Below are 18,157 nucleotides of genomic sequence, written 5' to 3' on the forward strand. Positions count from 1 at the left end.
AACCTCAAGTACATGAGTCTTCCGGTTACAGATACCGTCGCCGACGCGGAGATCCGTCAGGTCGACACGCTGATCATCGGCAGCGGGTTCGCCGGGCTCGGTGCGGCCATCCGACTGTCGCAGGCGGGCAAGGACTTCCTCGTGCTCGAACGCGCCTCCGAGGTGGGCGGCACCTGGCGCGACAACACCTACCCCGGCGCGGCGTGCGACGTGCCGTCGAACCTGTACTCCTACTCGTTCGCCCTCAACCCCGGCTGGACGCGCTCGTTCTCGCCGCAGCCGGAGATCCAGGAGTACATCCGCTCGGTCGCCGACCGGTACGACGTGCGGCGACGCACTGTCTTCGAGTGCGACGTGCAGACGGCCCGCTGGAACACCGCGACGCACCGCTGGGACGTGGCCACCACGCGCGGGAAGTACAGCGCCAAGGTCGTGATCTCCGCGGTGGGCGCCCTGTGCGAGCCGTCGCTGCCCGACATCGAGGGCATCTCCGGTTTCGAGGGCGAGATCTTCCACTCGGCACGGTGGAACCACGACGCCGACCTCGCCGGCAAGCGCGTCGCGGTCATCGGCACCGGCGCCTCCGCCATCCAGATCGTGCCGGCCATCGCCGGCACCGTGGGCCATCTCGACGTCTACCAGCGCACGGCACCGTGGATCCTCCCCCGCTTCGACCGCGAGTACACCGCTCCCGAGCGGTTCGCCTTCCGGTTCATCCCCGGCTTCCAGCGCCTTTCACGCGCCCTGCAGTACACCGCCCGCGAGACGCAGGTCGTGGGTCTGGCCAAGGCGCAGGCCTTCATGAAGCCGCTCGAGCTCGCCGCGCGCATCCAGGTCCGGCGGCAGATCCGCGACAAGGAACTGCGCCGGAAGGTCACGCCGAACTACGGTATCGGCTGCAAGCGCATGCTGATCTCGAACAACTATTACCCCGCGCTCGACCGGCCGAACGTCGACCTCGTCACCGACGGCATCGCCCGCGTCACCCCGCGCGGCATCGTCACGAAGGACGGCACCGAACGCGAGGTCGACGCGATCGTCGTCGCGACGGGCTTCCACGTCACCGACTCGCCGACCTTCGCCGGCATCTTCGGCGAGGAAGGCCGTTCGCTCGCCGAGGTCTTCGACGAGACCGGCATGCGGGGGTACAAGGGCAGCTCGGTCGCCGGCTTCCCGAACCTGTTCTTCCTCGTCGGACCGAACACCGGACTCGGCCACACCTCGATGGTGTACATGATCGAGTCGCAGCTCGAATACGTCGTCGACGCCATTCGCACGATCGATCGCAACCGCATCGGCACGGTCGAGGTCCGCGAGGACGTGCAGGACGAGTACAACCGCGACCTGCAGCGCGCGATGCGGTCGAGCGTGTGGAACAACGGCGGGTGCGCGAGCTGGTATCTCGACAAGCACGGCAACAACACCACGCTGTGGCCGGGATTCACCTTCGAATTCCGCCGTATCACCCGCAGATTCGACCTCGAGGCGTACCGTAGCGTCGCCGAATCGGATCTCCCCGTCGCCACCGACCGTCCCGCGCAGGAGCGCACGTCCCGAGAGGCAGCAGTTCGATGAGTGATGTCGCAGGCCGGGTCGTCGTCGTCACGGGCGCGGGTTCCGGGATCGGCCGGGCCCTCGTCCTCGCCCTCGCGGCCCGAGGCGCCCGCCTGGCGATCTCGGATGTCGACACCACAGGGCTCGAGGAGACCGCGCGTCGCGCACGGGAACTCGGCGCCGAGGTGAAGGCCGACCATCTCGACGTCACCCAGCGCGAGAAGGTCCTCGAGTACGCCGAGCAGGTCGCCGCCCACTTCGGCGCGGTCCACCAGGTGTACAACAACGCGGGCATCGCCTATCACGGCGACCTCGAGCGCACCGAGTTCAAGGACATCGAGCGCGTGATGGACGTCGACTTCTGGGGAGTCGTCAACGGCACCAAGGCTTTCCTGCCGTATCTCATCGCGTCGGGCGACGGCCACCTGATCAATGTCTCGAGCCTGTTCGGTCTGCTGAGCATCCCGGGTCAGGCGGCGTACAACTCGGCGAAGTTCGCCGTGCGCGGCTTCACCGAGGCGGTGCGGCAGGAGATGCTCGTCGCGCGGCATCCCGTACAGGTCACGTGCGTGCATCCCGGTGGTATCAAAACCGCGATCGCGCGCAACGCCGCCGTCCCCGACGGCGACGACCAGGCGACCTTCGCGGAGTTCTTCGACCGCAAGCTCGCACGCACGACCCCCGAGGACGCGGCGAAGACCATCCTCTCCGGTGTGCGGAAGAACAAGGCGCGTGTACTGATCGGCGCCGATGCGAAGCTGCTCGACGCCTTCGTCCGCGTTGCCGGACCGGCCTATCAGCGTGTCGTCGCCACCGTGACCTCCCGGGTCGTGCCGAGGGGATAGGCTGCGGCATGCCTCCGACACCGCAGCTGTCACCGCGGGTGGCGCGTACCGCCCTGCGTCCTCTCTTCCGTGCCCTGCTGTCGCCGCGCTGGTCGTTCGCCACGCAGCGCCGGTTGCTCGACCTCGCGGCGCCGTTGCAGTTCCTCCCGAAGGACACCGTGGTGCGCCCGATCGGTCTGGGAGGACGCCCCGCCGAGCGGATCACGGTGGGCGCCACCGAGCGGACCACGGCGATCCTGTACCTGCACGGCGGGGCGTACACCGGCGGGTCGCTCGCCACGCACCGCTCGCTCGCGGCGCATCTCGCCGCCGCGTCCGGAGCGGCCGTGTACGTCCTCGACTACCGGCTCGCGCCCGAGCATCCCTATCCGGCGGCGTTGAACGACGCCGAGGCGGCCTATCTCGAACTCGTCAGCGAGCACGGCTTCGAGGTGTCGAGCATCGCGATCGCCGGCGACTCGGCCGGCGGTGGCCTCGCCGCGGCCACCACACACCGGCTCGTCGACCGTCACGGGATCACCCCGCCGGCGCTCGGATTGTTGTCGCCGTGGACCGATCCGGCCGCCCGCGACCTGCCCGACGTGAACGACGTCGTTCTGAACAAGGGCTGGGTGTATTCCTCGGCCGAGGCGTATCTCGCCGGAGGCGATCCCACCGATCCCGGTTACGCGCCCATCCACGCCGATCCCACGGGTCTGCCGCCGACGCTCATCCAGGTGGGCACCGCGGAGATGTTCCACCCACAGGTGCGGCAGTACGCCGAGAAGCTCCGGGCGGCGGGCGTCGAGGTCACCCTCGTCGAACAACCCGAGCTGTGGCACGTCGCGCCGTTGCAGGCGTCGCTCGTTCCCGAGGCCGCCGCGGCGATCTCCGACTTCGGTGTGTTCCTCCGCGACCGGATGGGCACCCGCGCGGGCTGAGTACTCGCGGGGTGCCGTTCACGCTCCGGCGTGTTCGTCGATCCATTCGCGGGCCACGGTCTCGGGATCGTCTCCCTCCTCGACACGCGCACGCAGTTCGGTGAGATCGCTCGTGGTCAGTTCACCCGCGATGGTCCGCAACGCGTCGAGTTGTGCCTCGTCGAGGGTGCCCTTGCGGAAGACCGGGACGACGTTCTGGGCCGGCAGGACCGGGGCGGGCGCATCGTCGGCGTTCGTGTCGTCCTGCGGGCTGCGGTCGGGTGCGTCGGGCACGGTGCTCACGGGCGAATCCGCGTCGATCTCCGCGAGGGCGGACGACGTCGTGGTGGTTCCGACGACCGTGTCGGGTTCCGACGCGACGGCGACGGACTGTGCATCCTCGATCCGTCGCACCTCGCGCGGGCGGCAGTCGGCGCGTTCGAGGGCGGTGAGTCCACCGGCGGTGTCGAAGTCCTCGGTCACCGCGAAGGTCAGGTCGGCGCAGCGGCCGGCGAGGTCGGCCACGCGGCTCACCGACCATTGCGTGAGCCGTTCGCGGTCGGCGAGCAGCACCGCGCGGTCCTGCGCCGAGGCGTAATCGGAGATGGTCAGTTCGTCGGGCAGTGCGCGCGCCAGCGCTTCGAAGACGTCCTCGGCGTCGGTCGCGTCGGCACCGGGATCGTAGGACGCGAGCAGCCGTCCCGTGTAGCCGGGGATCAGCGTGAGATCGGCGGCGTCGAGCGCTGGGGTCGGATCGGCGACACCGGAGCGGACCTGCACGTCGATCCCGCTACTGCGCAGCGCTCCCGCGTACAGCTGCGCGAGCAGTTCCTCGTCGGGCCGCTCCCCCGCCCCGACGATCACTGTCGTCGACGGTGCCGCCTCGTCGAGAACGGGCGACGCACACCCCTGGAGCACGGCCGCCGCCGCGCATGCGGTGAGCACCGTCGCCGCGACCGGCCGGATCCGTCTCGCTTCGTTCGCCACGGCGGTCATTGTCGCCCACCGGTGCGCCACGGTCCGCACGTGCCCGACCGTCCGGCCCGCCGAGACGCCGAACGCCCCGGTCCGGAACCCTTGTGCGGTTCGGATCGGGGCGTTCGGTGCGATCTCGCCGGGAGCGAATCCCTAGTCGGTGACGCCTTCGGCCTTCGCCGCGGCCGCGACGGCCTCGGCGACGGCGGGCGCCACGCGCGGATCGAGCGGGCTCGGGACGATCTTGTCCGCGGCCAGTTCGTCACCGACGACCGAGAGGATGGCCTCGGCGGCGGCGAGCTTCATGCCCTCGGTGATGCGGCGGGCACCTGCGTCGAGAGCGCCCTTGAACACACCGGGGAAGGCCAGCACGTTGTTGATCTGGTTCGGGAAGTCGCTGCGACCGGTCGCCACGATCGCGGCGTGCTTGTGGGCGATGTCGGGGTGGATCTCCGGATCCGGGTTCGACATCGCGAAGATGATGGCGTCGTCGGCCATCGTCGCGACGATCTCCTCGGGCACGGTGCCCGACGACACGCCGAGGTAGACGTCGGCGCCGTCGAGCGCCTCGGCGATGCCGCCCTTGCGGCCCTCCGGGTTGGTGCGGGAGGCCAGATCGGCCTTGATCTCACCGAGATCGGTGCGGTCGGAGGAGATGATGCCCTTCGAATCGAGCACCACCACATCGCGCGCACCGGCGGCGAGCAGGATGTTCGTGCACGCCACGCCGGCAGCTCCGGCGCCGGAGATCACGATGCGCAGGTCGGCGATGTCGCGGCCCTGCACCTTCACCGCACCCTTGAGGGCGGCCAGGGCGACGATGGCGGTGCCGTGCTGGTCGTCGTGCATGACCGGGCAGTCGAGCGCCTCGATGACGCGCTTCTCGATCTCGAAGCAGCGCGGAGCCGAGATGTCCTCGAGGTTGACGGCGCCGAAGGACGGACGCAGCCGGATGAGGGTCTCGACGATCGCGTCGGGATCGGTGGTGTCGAGCACCAGCGGGATGGAGTTCAGGCCCGCGAACTTCTTGAACAGCGCGGACTTGCCCTCCATCACCGGCAGCGAGGCACGTGCGCCGATGTTGCCGAGACCGAGGACCGCGGTGCCGTCGGAGACGACGACGACCAGGCGGTTGGTCCAGGTGTAACGGTCGACGAGGGTCTCGTCGGCGGCGATGGCCCGGCAGACCTGGGCGACACCGGGGGTGTATGCAATGGACAGATCGCGCTGGTTCTCGAGCGGCGCGGTCAGTTCGACCGACAGCTTGCCGTCGACGTGACTCGAGAAGATCTCCTCGTCCGTCAACTCGAGCTTCTGAGGGGTAGGTGCATCAGACACAATTGACACGATGACACTCCTGCGTGTTCCGAGTCGACCTCTGGACTCGGTTGCTGCGAAAACACCGCAGTTCGATGCATCTCACACACGTGCATGCATCGAGTTGCAGCGCTTCGCCAAGGACATTGGATTGAAGCTTCCGGGCGCGATCACGACTGCCGCTGTACAACGCTGTACGGCTTCCGGAACGTGATGGAGCCGGGGCGGGTGGCCCTGGCATCGAGCCCTGGGTGATCTAGCCCTGGGTGGGTCTGCCATCCTTCGTCCGATTCCGGGGTATTCCGGCTTTCGGATTGCCGCAAGTTTGCCACCTTCGCAGACGAACAATCAAATCGGCATCGATTGCGAAGGTCTCACGGTTTTGTCGCCTCACCTGTGAGTTTACGTGCCGTGAACACCGCGCCGCGGGCGCACCGCGATGAATTTCCGCAGTTACACGATGGCTACCGACGGGTAGCCGAGACGGCACTCGGGGCCGTCATCCCCACCACTGAGTGATCATCAGAATCGATGCAGTGAAGATCACCACAAGGCTCGACAGGAGTGCTGTGCCACCCGAGCGTCGATCCGCCGTCACCTGGGCGATCACGGCCACGAGCGCGGCGACGACGTGCGCGGCGACCGAGGTGGCGCCCGGGCCGGGGAAACCGCGGTCGCCGGCGAGGTACTGGGCCCCGCACACCACGAACGTCAGGACCAGCACCGCCCCGCACACCACACCGGAGAGAGCGCGGAGGGCGCGGACGGGCAGACTCGCGCGGCGCGATGCGGGTTCGTACGGATCGGCGTAGTACCCCTCGTCCGGGTAATACGGTTCGTTGTAGTACTCACTGTCGTAGTAGTTTTCGTCGTTCGGCGACCCGTACTCCTCGTCCGGATACCGCGCACCCCGTCGCCTCATCCCTCGAGCACCTCCACACCGGTCGCGCAGTCGAGCAACGCCTCGTACGCCGCCGGAGCCGTGGTGAAGCTGCCGAGCCTGATGGTCTTGTTGTCGCCGTGATAGTCGGACGATCCCGTGACGACGACCCCGAGCGACCGCGCGAGATCGCGCATCGTCCGCACATCCTGCTCGTCGTGATCGGGATGATCGGCCTCGACACCGCCGAGCCCGAGTTCGGCGAGTTCCTCGATGTGGTCGAGGGCGAGGAGCCGCCCACGCGCACGTGCCCGGGCGTGCGCCACCACCGGCACACCGCCCGCGGCCGTCACCATCTTCACGGCGTCGGCGAGCGGGGTATCAGCCTTCGGTACGTAGTAACGGCCGCGCGGCGACAGCAGCTCGGTGAATGCGTCGGCCACCGTGGGCACCACACCGGCGGCGACGAGCGCCCGCGCCAGATGGGGCCGGCCCGCGGCGGGGCCCGCCTCGGCGATCACTGCGTCGATGTCGATCGGCAGACCGTCGTCCGCCATCCGCACACCCATCGCCCGGATCCGCGACACCCGTTCGCCACGGAGCCGCTCGAGTTCGGCGACGAAGACCGGATCGTGCGGGTCGAACAGATAGGCCAGCAGGTGCACGGCGACCGGGGCGCCGTCCTCCCCGCGTCCCGTGCAGGACATCTCCATTCCCCGGACGAGACGCAGGCCCGTCGGCAGGGCCGCTGCGGCCTCGTCCCATCCCGCGGTCGTGTCGTGGTCGGTCAGGGCCACGACGTCGAGACCCGCCCGGGCAGCGGCACGGACCAGTTCCGCGGGACGGTCGGTGCCGTCCGATGCGGACGAGTGGGTGTGGAGATCGATACGCACGCCACCAGTCTGTCAGGTCGGCGGGCTAGCATGATTGGAGCTGCCCCGCCCGGTCCCCGTCGACGGGCGACCGCCGCGCCGCGGGCCTGCGACCGGGCCGCGTCCCAGCGGCATGCCGTGAGGAAGGACAACATGCCGCACCAGCCTTCTCGTGCCACCCGTCGCGGCCCCACTCCCCCGGTCCCCACCGAGCAAGCGGTGGTCGACTGCGCGGTCTACGTCGACGGGCACCGCCTGCCCGGCCGCTACAGCCACACCGAGGCGGTGGCAGAGGTACGTCGGCGCGGTACGGGATTCGTGTGGCTCGGGTTGCACCACCCCGACGAGAAGCAGATGACGAACGTCTCGCACACCTTCGGACTCCACGAGCTGATGGTCGAGGACGCCGTCCACGCCCACCAGCGCCCGAAGCTCGAGCGCTACGACGACGTGCTGTTCTTGGTGCTGCGCACCGTCAGTTACATCGAGCACGAGTCGGTGACGACCACCAAGGACATCGTCGAGACCGGCGAGATCATGTTGTTCACCGGCCCCGACTTCATCGTGAGCGTGCGGCACGGCGACCACTCCGAGCTCTCGCACGTGCGCAAGCGCCTCGAACGCGACCCCGATCATCTGTCCCGCGGTCCGGCGGCCGTGCTCCACGCGATCGCCGACCACGTGGTCGACTCCTATCTCGCCGTCACCACGGCCGTGCAACCCGACGTCGACGACATCGAGGAACTCGTGTTCACCCCCGACACGCGGATCGCGGTCGACCAGATCTACATGCTCAAGCGCGAGATCGTGCAGTTGCGCCGCGCCGTCGTGCCGCTCGCCGAACCACTGCAGCAACTCATCCGGGCGCCGGGCAACCCGATCCCGAAGGACGTCCGGCGCTACTTCCGCGACGTCGCCGACCACCACACCACGGTGTCCGACCGCATCGCGGCCTTCGACGAGACGCTCGGCACGCTGCTCGACGCGGCGATCGCGAAGGTCACCGTGCAGCAGAACACCGACATGCGCAAGATCTCCGCGTGGGTCGCGATCGCCGCCGTGCCGACGATGATCGCCGGGATCTACGGCATGAACTTCGATCGCATGCCCGAACTGCATTGGCAATACGGCTATTACGTCGTGCTCTCCGCGATCGTCGCGATCACCGTGGGACTGTTCGTCACCTTCAGGCGCAACAACTGGTTGTGACCACCGAACTCGACCGCCCCTCGACACGCGCTGCGCAGGCTGCGCGATCTCCTCGGCGCCACGTGCTCGCCGTCGCCCTCGCGCTGATCCTGCTGCAGACGATCCTCCGGACCGTGGTGGCCGCGACCGGCGAGTTCTACTGGGACGACCTGATCCTCGTCGGGCGCGCGGGGTCGTATCCGCTGCTGTCCGACGCCTTCCTGCGGTATGACCACGACGGTCACCTGATGCCCGCCGCCTTCCTCGTGGCGGGGATCGCCACGGCGATCGCGCCGCTGGAATGGTGGCCGGCGGCGGCCTCGCTCGTGATCGGTCAGTTGCTCGCCTCGCTGGCGGTGCTGCGGGTGCTCTGGTTGCTGCTCGGCCCGCGACGCGCTCTGTGGGGACCGTTGCTGTTCTATCTCCTCACGCCGCTGACGCTTCCGGCCTTCGCGTGGTGGTCGGCCGCGCTCAACGCGTTGCCGCTGCAGGCCGCACTGGCCTGGGTGGCGGGAGATGCGCTGCAGTACAGCAGGACCGGCCGGCGCCGTCATATCGTGAGCGCCCTCGTCGTCACCGCTGTGGCGCTGGTGTTCTTCGAGAAGTCGGTCCTCGTTCCGTTCGCCGCGTTCGCGACGGTCGCCCTCGCACACCACGTCGACGGACTCGTTCGGCCGATCCGCAGCACGTGGGCGCAGGCCCGGCCGTTGTGGCTCGGCTCGGCGGCCGTGCTGGTCGTGTGGGCGGTCTGTTACTCGACGATCGTCGAATCCCGGTTCGGGATCCCGCCGTGGTCGATGGTGGCCGGGTTGACCCATCACGGCATCTCCTACGGGCTGTTGCCGTCGCTGCTCGGGGGTCCCTGGGAATGGGAGCGGTGGAATCCGAGCCCGCCCTGGGCCGATCCCCCGCTCGTGCTCGTCGTGGTCGCGTGGCTCGCTGTCGCGGGCGCCGCAGCGTGGACGGTGCGCCGGCGACGGCGGACCGGGCCCGTGTGGTTCGCTGTGATCGCCTACATCCTGGCCTCGCTCGCGGCGATGATCAGCACCCGCTTCGGTCCGGAGACCACCTACGAACTCGCGCGCACTCTGCGCTACTTCGCCGACTCCGCCGTGGTCGTCGCGATCGCCGCGGCGCTGATCCTGCGCGCCCCGCGACGAGGCACGACGTCCCGTCCTCGTGCCGTGCGTGCGGCCGCCTGGACCTGCGCGGCCGTGTTCACCGTCGGCTCCCTGTGGTCGACCGTGACGTTCGCGCGCAGCTGGTCGGACAATCCGACGGGCGATTATCTCGGGGCGGCGAAGGCGGCGCTCACGGCCCGGCCCGACGAGCCCGTGCTCGATCACCCGGTGTCGGTATGGATCCTGCTGCCCGTCACCTACCCGCACAACCTGGTGGGGTCCGTCTTCTCCGCGCTGCCCGTCCGGTCCGACATCCGCGACCACGCGACCGACCTGTGGGTCCTCGACGATCTCGGTCACCGCACTCCTGCCGACCTGCTGCCGCTGCGCCTCGTCCCGCCCGGCCCCGAGCCCGACTGTGGCCATCGCGTCACCACCGACGCCGTCACGGCCGTGCCGCTCGATTCCCCCGCGGGTGACTGGGAGTGGACCGTGCAGGTGAACTACCGGGCCTCCGCCGACGGCACGATCGACCTCGGCTTCCCCGGCCGCGCATCCGTTCCGGTCCCCGTCACCGAAGGACTCGGGACGGTGTACGTCCGCGTCTCCGGGGACGGGTCGGCGTTGCAGGCGCGCTCGTCCACCCCCGGCACGACCGTGTGCCTCGGTGCCGGATCGCTCGGAGTGGTCGTGCCGCGGGGGTGACGGCGGGCCAGCGTGGCGCGTCCGAGCGCGCGGTCCGTGAGAACCGGGACGGTCACAGACGTGCTTGCGCCCGGCGCGGGTCGCTCAGGTCGATGCCCGCTTCCTCCCACGCCTCGCGCAGCGCCTCGGTTCCCTTCAGCCGCTTCCAGGCCGCCTCGGTACCGGTGATCGGGCGGGCCTCGAAGAAGTGGACCGGATCGGAGGGCTCGGGCAACTCCAGCGACGGCACGTCGGCCGTCTCGAGCAACACCGCGGTGAACGGAGCGCCCGGCCACAGCGGCTCCCCGAGATCGAGCAGGGCGTCGTCGGTGAGGACCACGCCCTCCACGGCGGGCAGCGCAGCGAGCACCGCGAGGGTGCGGTGGACACCGGCGGTGACGCCCTCGTTGTCGCGCAGGCTGAGGACCAGTTCGGCCCGCGGCCCGCGCGTCGGGTCGGCCACCATGTCGGTCGGATCGCCCATCGGATGCCGTGAGCACCCCAGAGTGGCGTACCGCAGGAGCTCTGCACCACGGAAGCGGAGGACCTCGATCGGTTCGAGACCGAGGAAGGTCACCGACGCCGATTCCGGCTCCGGATCCCCCGGCACGGTCAGATGCTCGGTGAGGTGGCTGCGGACGGTGGCGAGAACTGCGTCGGTCACCCCTGCAATGTAGTCCCCGTCCCCGCACATGCGGTTCACACCCGGACCTGTGCACCGCGCGGTACCGTCGAAGCGTGGCTCGCGACACCGGTTTTCCGGTCTCCGATGCCGGCGACGATTTCGCCCGGCAACGCCGGCGCGCCGAGTACGCCCGGCTGATCGCATGGCTGCGCCGCGAACCGGCAGACGTCAACACGGTGCTGCCCTTCGACGACGTCGTCGCAGCCCTCGGACGCCTCGGTGAACGGCGACTCGGGTTGCAGATCATCGAGGTCGCCTCGATCGTCGGCAGCGTCGACCGTGCCGACGACTTCGACCGCCGTTTCCGCCCCACCTCGGCACGCCTGCGCGCCAGGTGGGAACGCATCGCGGCCGCGCGGCGGCGCGGCGAGGCCATGCCCCCGATCTCCGTGTACCGGGTGGGACCGATGCATTTCGTGCAGGACGGGCACCACCGTGTGTCCATCGCCTACGCGCAGGGCGACCGCACCATCGACGCCTACGTCACCGAGATCACCACGAAGGTGCCCGCGGAGGGCATCACCGCCCGTCCCGATCTCGTGCGCAAGGACCACTTCAGGATGTTTCTCGGCCGCGTTCCCCTGCACGGCGCGGCCCAGGACACGATCCGCGTGTCCGACCCGTGGGGATACGCCGAACTGGCCGAGGCCGTCGAGGCGTGGGGTTTCCGCTTGATGCAGGATCTCGGCGAGTACCTCACCCGCGAGGAGGTCGCGCGGCGCTGGTACGAGGAGGAATTCGTCCCCGTCGTCGCGATGGCCCGGGAAGCGGGGATGTTGCGCTCACGCACCGACGCCGAGGTGTATCTGTGGATCGCGAGCGAGCGGTACCGGCTCGTGCGGCGGCACGTGTGGAGCGAGGAGATCGTCGACGAGCTCCGTAGCCGCGCACCCCGCTGACGGCTTCGGTGGATCCGGACCCGTTTTCCGGGGTCGGATCCACCGAAGCCGGTTTGTCAGAGGGTGACGTTCGCGCCGGTCTCCTGATCGAACAAGGCGATCTTCGCCCTGTCGAACCACAACTGCACGGTCCCGCCCTTGGTGGCCTGCGATTCCACCGACAATCGCGCGACCAGCGATTCGGCCGACATGTCGGCGCCGGCGTCGGCGGCGAGTTCGTCGAGGTCCTTCGAGTGCACGCCCGGCCCCTCGGCCGTGAAGTACGCGAACTTGTCGGAGCCCATCGACTCGAGCACGTCGACCTCGGCGGAGAAGGTCACGCCCGTCTCCCGTTGGGTCGGGTCGAGCAGGTCGGTGTCCTCGAAGTGCTCCGGACGGATACCGACGACCACCTCGCGCGACGGATTGTTGCGACGCACGGTCTCCCACCGCTCGTCGGGCAACCGGAACTCGCCGAACGAGGTGCGGATCGAACCGTTCTCGATCTGCCCCGGAACGAAGTTCATCGACGGCGATCCGATGAAGCCGGCGACGAACAGGTTCCGCGGATGGTCGTACAACTCCTGCGGCGCCCCGACCTGCTGCACGATCCCACCGCGCATCACGACGACGCGGTCGCCGAGCGTCATCGCCTCGGTCTGGTCGTGCGTGACGTACACCGTCGTGGTCCCGAGACGCTTCTGCAGGCGCGCGATCTCGGTGCGCATCTGCACGCGCAGCTTCGCGTCGAGATTCGACAGCGGCTCGTCCATGAGGAACGCCTTGGGGCTGCGCACGATCGCACGACCCATGGCCACGCGTTGCCGCTGACCGCCCGACAGGTTGGCGGGCTTGCGGTCGAGATGCTGTGTGAGATCGAGGATCCGGGCCGCCTCGTCGACCTTGCGGGCGATCTCGTCCTTGGACACCTTCGCGAGGGTGAGCGGGAACGCGATGTTGTCGCGCACCGACATGTGCGGGTACAGCGCGTAGGACTGGAAGACCATCGCGATGTCGCGGTCCTTCGGTGCCCGCTCGTTGACACGCTCACCCGCGATGCGCAGCTCGCCGTCGGAGATGTCCTCGAGGCCGGCGATCATGTTGAGCGTCGTGGATTTTCCGCACCCGGACGGGCCGACGAGGATGATGAACTCGCCGTCGGCGATCTCGAGATCCACGTCGCTGACGGCCTTCGCTCCGTCCGGATATTCCTTCGTCACCTTGTCGAGCACGATCTCGGCCACGGTAGTTATCCCTTCACTGCGCCGGAGGTCAGTCCGGCGACGATTCGACGTTGGAAGATCAGGACGAACACGATGATCGGGATCGTGATGACGACGGCCGCCGCCGCGATCGAGCCGGTCGGTTCCTCGAACTGCGATGCACCCGTGAAGTTCGCGATCGCGGCGGGTGCGGTGATGGACCGCTCGGTGGAGGTCAGCGAGATCGCGAACAGCAGGTCGTTCCAGCAGAAGATGAACACCAGGATCGCCGCCGTGATGATGCCGGGAGCGGCGAGTGGGGCCACGACCTTCCGGAACGCCTGACCCGGTGTCGCGCCGTCCATCTTCGCGGCCTTCTCGAGTTCCCACGGGATCTCCTTGAAGAAGGCCGACAGGGTGTAGATCGCGAGCGGTAGCGAGAAGGTGATGTACGGCAGGATCAGCGCCGCCCACGTGTCGAACAGTCCGAGGCCACGCATGATCTCGAACAGCGGGCTGACGAGGGAGATCTGTGGGAACATCGCGATGAGCAGCGCCACGCCCACCAGAATCTTCTTACCGGGGAAGTCGAGCCGGGCGATCGCGTAGGCGGCCATCGTCCCGAGGATCACCGCGATGACCGTGGCGATCAGGCCGATGCCGATGGAGTTGATCAGCGCGCTCGTGAACGCGTCGGTGCGGAAGATGCCGCGGTAGTTGTCGAGCGTCCACTGCTGCGGGATGAACCGGCCGTCCTGGATGGTGCCGGGCGGCTTGAACGACAGGCTCGCGATCCACAGCACCGGGACGAGTGCGTAGAGCAGGACGATCAGGTTCACCGCCGACCACGACAGGGTCCGTTTCCTGGTCTCGGCCATCATCGGCCCCCTTCGTCCGAGCCGGGCGCGGATGCACCGAACAACTTGATGAACACGAACGCGATGATCGCGACGCACAGGAAGATCAGGACGCTGATCGCCGACCCGATGCCGAGGTTGAAGGCCCGGAACAGATTGTCGTAACCGAGGATCGACACCGATCCGGTGCCGTTGGCACCGCGGGTGAGGACGTAGATGTTGTCGAAGATGCGGAAGGCGTCGAGCGTGCGGAAGAGCAGGGCGACGAGGATCGCCGGTTTCATCAGCGGCACGATGATCCGCACCAGACGTGTCCACGCTCCGGCGCCGTCGACCTGCGCCGCCTTGAGCAGATCGTCGGGGACGAGTGCGAGGCCGGCGAGGAGCAGCAGTGCCATGAACGGCGTGGTCTTCCACACCTCGGCGAGCACGATGATCGCCAGGGACGGGATCTGGTCGGTGAGCGGGGCGCTGCCGTCGGGCAGCAGGTTCGCGAGATAGCCCGTGCCCGGGGTCCACGCGTAGTACCAGCTGTAGGCGGCGGCGACGGTGACGATGCCGTACGGGATCAGCACCACCGTGCGCACGATGCCCTTGCCGACGATGGTGCGGTGCATGACGAGTGCGATCGCGAGGCCGAGCACGAACTCGATCGCGACGGAGACCAGGGTGACGAGCGAGGTGACGATGAAGGCCTGCCACCAGAATCCGTCGCTGAGCACCGCGATATAGTTCGACAGTCCGACGAAGCGCCGTTCGTCGGGGAAGCGCAGATCGTAACGCTGCAGACTGAGCCAGACGGCGTATCCCACCGGATAGGCCGTGACGGCGAGCATCACGATCGCGGCGGGTGCGACGAGCAGCAGACCGAGTCGCCGTTCGGCCTTCTTCCCCTCGGACAGCGCTGCTTTCGTCTTCGTCGACGGTTCCTTCGGGGTCTCGTCGGTCGGTGTCGATTCGACGGCGGTCACGGGATCAGTCCTTCCGAATTGACCGCCTTGCGCACCTGCTCGGCGAGTTCCTCGACGGTGCGGGGCGGATCGATCTGGTCGACCGGGTTGAGGGTGGCCGTCACCAGTGTCGAAATGCTCTGGTAGGCCGGTGAAGCGGGACGCACCGCGGCGTTCTCGAGACCGGCGCGGACCTCACGCCAGGCCGGATAGGCCTCCTGGAAATCGGGGTCGTCGTACAGCGCCGCGAGCGTCGGCGGCACGCCGCCACCGATGGCGTTGTTGCGCTGGTTCTCCTCGTTGCGCAGGCACTGCATCGCTTCGAACGCGAGATCCGGGTGGGTACTCGTGCGGGCGACGGCGATGTTGAACCCGCCGATGGTGACCTGGGCGGGCTCGCCGGGGGTCACCGAGGGGTACGGCGCGGGAAGGAAATTCTGCTCACCGTCGACGGTGAGGACCGTGTTGCCGGTGTTCTCCGAGGTGACATTGCCGTTCTCGTCGATGAAGGGCAGGGCCCCCTCGTTCTCCATGATGCCCGGCAGGACGAACGGCCAGTTGACCTGGAACGCGGTGCGCCCGCTCTCCATACCGAGACGGACGGCCGCCTCGTCGGCCTGGTTCAGGGAGGGATCGGCGCCGGGCGCGGTCGCAACGCGCTTCATGATGTCGAGCGCGGTCACCGCCGCGTCGTTGTCGGTGAGGGTGACGGTGACACCGTCCTCCCCCACCACCGAGCCTCCGGCGCTCGAGAGCAAGGTGTTGAACCACACCATCAGCCCCTCGTACTGCCGGCCCTGCACACCGATCCACGACGGCCGGCCCTCCTCGGCGAGGCCGCTCGCAATCTCGATCATCTCGTCCCAGGTCTCCGGAGGTTGCCCGTCCGGCATGAGATCCTTTCGGTACCAGAGCAACTGGGTGTTGGTGTTGAGCGGTGCGGCGTACAGCCGGTCCTGCCAGGTCGCCGATTCGAGGGGACCTTCGAGGGTGCCCTCGGAGACCGCAGCTGCAACATCGTCGGGCAGCGGCAGCGCCCACCCGGCCTCGGCGAACTCGGCCGTCCACACGACGTCGAGGGTCATGAGGTCGAGCCCCGGGTCGTTACCCGTCAGCCGCCGCGCCAACTGCAGTCGCTGGTCGTCGGCGTTCTTCGGAAGTGTCCTCTGCTGCACGCGATATCGGCCGCCCGCCTCCGCGGTGCACACCTCCGCGGCCTGCGCGTACTGCTCGGCACCGTCGGCGGCCGTGTAGAAGGACAGGACGACACCCTCGTCGTCGCTGCCGCACGCGGCCAGCCCCGACGCCAGGAGCACAGCAGCCGCGGAAGCTGTGACCGCTCGGCTCGTCCGCCGACTCTTGCCCGACCGTCTCATGCGCGACTCCGCTCGCATCGGGGACCTCGTGATCCGACGATAACGCCCGTACCGGCCAGCCGTAGCAAAACGAGCAGGGCGTACATCCGGAACGGAATCGGCACGACGACGAGGTCAGAAGGAGGTCCCCGAGAAGGGTGCCTGGGGCCAGGAGAACAGCAGGTCAGCGGTGTCGACGGCCTCGGGCCGGTGCACCCGGGCGCGCCCCGCGTCGACCATCCGGTGCCAGCCCTGCCGGCCGAGCAGGAGCGCACCGAGGTCGGCGATGTCGATCGTCAGGTCGGCCGGTCCCGCGGTGCGCGCCACGCCGTCGGCGGAGATCTCGAAGACACCGGCGTTGTCGGTCAGCACCGGATCGGTCACCTCCACGGTCACCGAGCCGAAGCCTCGGTAACTCCGCGCCGACAGCGCCCGATCGAGGTCGAGGATGCGCAACCACGTCTCGTCCGAGACCGAGCGGAAGTGCACGGCACGCGCGTCGCCGAGCATGAGCGGGAGTTGGTCGTCCTGCGGAAGTGCCGCGAACCGCAAGGTGTCGACCAGGTCGAGGTCGAGCAGGAACCGGATCAGGCCGGCGTACGCCGCGGGCGAGGGGGCGAAGAAGTCGTCGACCACGACGGTGCGGTTGCGACTGGTGAACCACCCCTGCGTGTCGACGGGGTGGTACCGGACGAAACCGTCCTCCTGTCCCGGTTCGCCGTGCACCGCCACGTACATCGGATCGGTGAGCGAGTCGGCCCGCCACCGGCGCGAGTTCCACCAGTACTCCGACCGATCGATCATGCCGGGGCGCGGCGGCAGATGACGGGAATGGATCTGCGCCAGCACGTCCCACGCCTCCGGATAGGTCAGCAGACGCACCGCTCCGGACTCGGGCACGTCGGGACGCAGTGCGGCACCACGCACGTCGACGTCGACGGACACCGAAGTCGAGGCGACGCCGTAGCCGAACCGGCCGTAGATGGTCGCTTCGGAGGCACGCAGCGTCGCGAGGATCTCACCGCGGTCGCGCGCGTCGCTCAACTGCCGGTGCACGAGTCCGGAGATCACGCCGCGACGCGTGTGGGTGGGCAGCACACCGATGTGGGTGACCGCCGCGTGCGGCACCCGGGCGCCGCCGGGCAGGGTGAGATTTCCGCTCGTGGCGTCGACTGTCCCGACGAGCATGCCGTCGAGGAAAGCACCCCACGTGCGGCCGGCCTCGAGGTAGCGGCTCACCGTCCCGTCGGGAACCTCGGGCCACGAGGGCAGACCCACCATCGCCGTGCGGAACAGCGCGGACGCCTCCCGCAGTTCGGCTTCCGACTCCAGAACTCTGATCTCCGGTTCCGTTCGCTCACCCATGGAACGACACTATCGACCGCGAACTTGCACCGCGGGTGAACGGCCGTGACGTTCGGTACACCGGCTCCGGGCGGGTAGGTTTCCAGCGTGCGACGCGAGTGGGATCCAGCAGACACCGGGGTGCTGCAGCTGCCCTCCGGCCGACTCGTGCGGGGACGCGGGATGCGCAGACCGGTGTTCGGCGAGCCGTTTCCCGACTTCGGGGTGTATCTCCTCGGCCGCCCCCCGGCAGCACCGTTCGAATGGGAGTCGCGGTGGATCCACTGGCCCGACTTCCGCACGCCACGCGACCCGGAGGACGCTCTCGCCATCCTGTACGAGGCGTGGATCCGCGCGGGAAGACAGCGGGTGGAGATCGCGTGCGGGCGTGGACGCGGCCGCACCGGCACCGCACTGGCGTGCCTCGCCGTCCTCGACGGGCTCTCCCCGGAGGAGGCGGTCGACTTCGTTCGGCGGCACTACCATCCGCGCGCGGTCGAGACGCCCTGGCAGCGCAAATTCGTCGCGCACGCGAAGGCGCATTCCTGACA

At 68.7% G+C, this 18,157-nt stretch carries 17 protein-coding genes; 7 read left to right on the top strand and 10 right to left on the bottom strand.

The annotated features are described in order from the left end of the window. Positions 1-12: 12 nt before the first annotated feature. The 3 genes from BLV31_RS18990 to BLV31_RS19000 are packed head-to-tail and all read left to right on the top strand — an operon-like array spanning position 13 to position 3,319. Entirely contained in the window at positions 13-1,575 is a 1,563-nt protein-coding gene (locus BLV31_RS18990) for a flavin-containing monooxygenase (protein ID WP_006554318.1), read from the top strand. Then, positions 1,572-2,399, top strand: a complete 828-nt coding sequence (locus tag BLV31_RS18995; protein WP_064060616.1) for an SDR family NAD(P)-dependent oxidoreductase — start codon at positions 1,572-1,574, stop codon at positions 2,397-2,399. The genes BLV31_RS18990 and BLV31_RS18995 overlap by 4 nt, the downstream gene beginning before the upstream one ends. Positions 2,400-2,407: 8 nt before the next feature. Continuing rightward, entirely contained in the window at positions 2,408-3,319 is a 912-nt protein-coding gene (locus BLV31_RS19000) for an alpha/beta hydrolase (protein WP_064060617.1), read from the top strand. Between the two features lie 18 nt (positions 3,320-3,337). Here the strand turns inward: BLV31_RS19000 and BLV31_RS19005 are convergent, their stop codons facing one another. The 4 genes from BLV31_RS19005 to BLV31_RS19020 form a co-directional block, all read right to left on the bottom strand. Continuing rightward, a complete protein-coding gene (locus BLV31_RS19005) occupies positions 3,338-4,294 on the bottom strand; it encodes a glycine betaine ABC transporter substrate-binding protein (protein WP_019288076.1) in 957 nt (318 codons plus the stop codon). Positions 4,295-4,426: 132 nt separating this feature from the next. After that, on the bottom strand, positions 4,427-5,620 hold the full coding sequence (locus tag BLV31_RS19010) for an NAD(P)-dependent malic enzyme (protein ID WP_033097302.1): 1,194 nt from the start codon (positions 5,618-5,620) through the stop codon (positions 4,427-4,429). Between the two features lie 469 nt (positions 5,621-6,089). Beyond that, positions 6,090-6,512, bottom strand: coding sequence for a hypothetical protein (locus tag BLV31_RS19015; RefSeq protein ID WP_006554312.1), 423 nt, complete (start codon positions 6,510-6,512; stop codon positions 6,090-6,092). Continuing rightward, complete coding sequence (locus BLV31_RS19020; RefSeq protein ID WP_064060618.1) at positions 6,509-7,363, bottom strand: PHP domain-containing protein; 855 nt, start codon at positions 7,361-7,363, stop codon at positions 6,509-6,511. The genes BLV31_RS19015 and BLV31_RS19020 overlap by 4 nt, the downstream gene beginning before the upstream one ends. A 132-nt stretch (positions 7,364-7,495) precedes the next feature. On the opposite strand from BLV31_RS19020, the gene BLV31_RS19025 reads away from it, so the two are divergent. Further along, complete coding sequence (locus BLV31_RS19025; RefSeq protein ID WP_037215783.1) at positions 7,496-8,551, top strand: magnesium and cobalt transport protein CorA; 1,056 nt, start codon at positions 7,496-7,498, stop codon at positions 8,549-8,551. Beyond that, positions 8,548-10,356 (top strand): hypothetical protein, encoded by a 1,809-nt coding sequence (locus tag BLV31_RS19030; protein ID WP_006554309.1) that lies wholly within the window; start codon positions 8,548-8,550, stop codon positions 10,354-10,356. Before BLV31_RS19025 ends, BLV31_RS19030 begins: the two co-directional genes overlap by 4 nt. A gap of 52 nt (positions 10,357-10,408) precedes the next feature. On the opposite strand, the gene BLV31_RS19035 is transcribed toward BLV31_RS19030, so the two are convergent. Beyond that, on the bottom strand, positions 10,409-10,999 hold the full coding sequence (locus BLV31_RS19035; RefSeq protein WP_024103453.1) for a suppressor of fused domain protein: 591 nt from the start codon (positions 10,997-10,999) through the stop codon (positions 10,409-10,411). 74 nt (positions 11,000-11,073) lie between these two features. Here BLV31_RS19035 and BLV31_RS19040 point away from each other — a divergent pair, with 74 nt between their 5' ends. Continuing rightward, positions 11,074-11,919 (top strand): hypothetical protein, encoded by an 846-nt coding sequence (locus BLV31_RS19040; protein ID WP_006554307.1) that lies wholly within the window; start codon positions 11,074-11,076, stop codon positions 11,917-11,919. Positions 11,920-11,975: 56 nt separating this feature from the next. Here the strand turns inward: BLV31_RS19040 and BLV31_RS19045 are convergent, their stop codons facing one another. From BLV31_RS19045 to BLV31_RS19065, 5 genes are all read right to left on the bottom strand, one after another. Beyond that, entirely contained in the window at positions 11,976-13,142 is a 1,167-nt protein-coding gene (locus tag BLV31_RS19045) for an ABC transporter ATP-binding protein (protein ID WP_024103451.1), read from the bottom strand. 5 nt (positions 13,143-13,147) lie between these two features. Then, positions 13,148-13,978 carry a carbohydrate ABC transporter permease gene (locus BLV31_RS19050; protein ID WP_006554305.1) on the bottom strand — a complete coding sequence of 277 codons (831 nt, stop codon included), beginning with the start codon at positions 13,976-13,978 and terminating at the stop codon, positions 13,148-13,150. Next, positions 13,978-14,859 carry a carbohydrate ABC transporter permease gene (locus BLV31_RS19055; protein WP_138845484.1) on the bottom strand — a complete coding sequence of 294 codons (882 nt, stop codon included), beginning with the start codon at positions 14,857-14,859 and terminating at the stop codon, positions 13,978-13,980. The genes BLV31_RS19050 and BLV31_RS19055 overlap by 1 nt, the downstream gene beginning before the upstream one ends. Positions 14,860-14,924: 65 nt before the next feature. Then, complete coding sequence (locus tag BLV31_RS19060; RefSeq protein ID WP_064060620.1) at positions 14,925-16,283, bottom strand: ABC transporter substrate-binding protein; 1,359 nt, start codon at positions 16,281-16,283, stop codon at positions 14,925-14,927. 114 nt (positions 16,284-16,397) lie between these two features. Then, a complete protein-coding gene (locus BLV31_RS19065) occupies positions 16,398-17,627 on the bottom strand; it encodes a GNAT family N-acetyltransferase (protein ID WP_006554302.1) in 1,230 nt (409 codons plus the stop codon). An 87-nt stretch (positions 17,628-17,714) separates the two neighbouring features. Here BLV31_RS19065 and BLV31_RS19070 point away from each other — a divergent pair, with 87 nt between their 5' ends. Next, the gene (locus BLV31_RS19070; protein WP_019288067.1) at positions 17,715-18,155 is read left to right on the top strand and encodes a protein-tyrosine phosphatase family protein; all 441 of its coding nucleotides are present in this window, start codon (positions 17,715-17,717) and stop codon (positions 18,153-18,155) included. Positions 18,156-18,157: the final 2 nt, after the last annotated feature.

Source organism: Rhodococcus pyridinivorans (assembly GCF_900105195.1).
Classification (GTDB): Bacteria; Actinomycetota; Actinomycetes; order Mycobacteriales; family Mycobacteriaceae; genus Rhodococcus; species Rhodococcus pyridinivorans.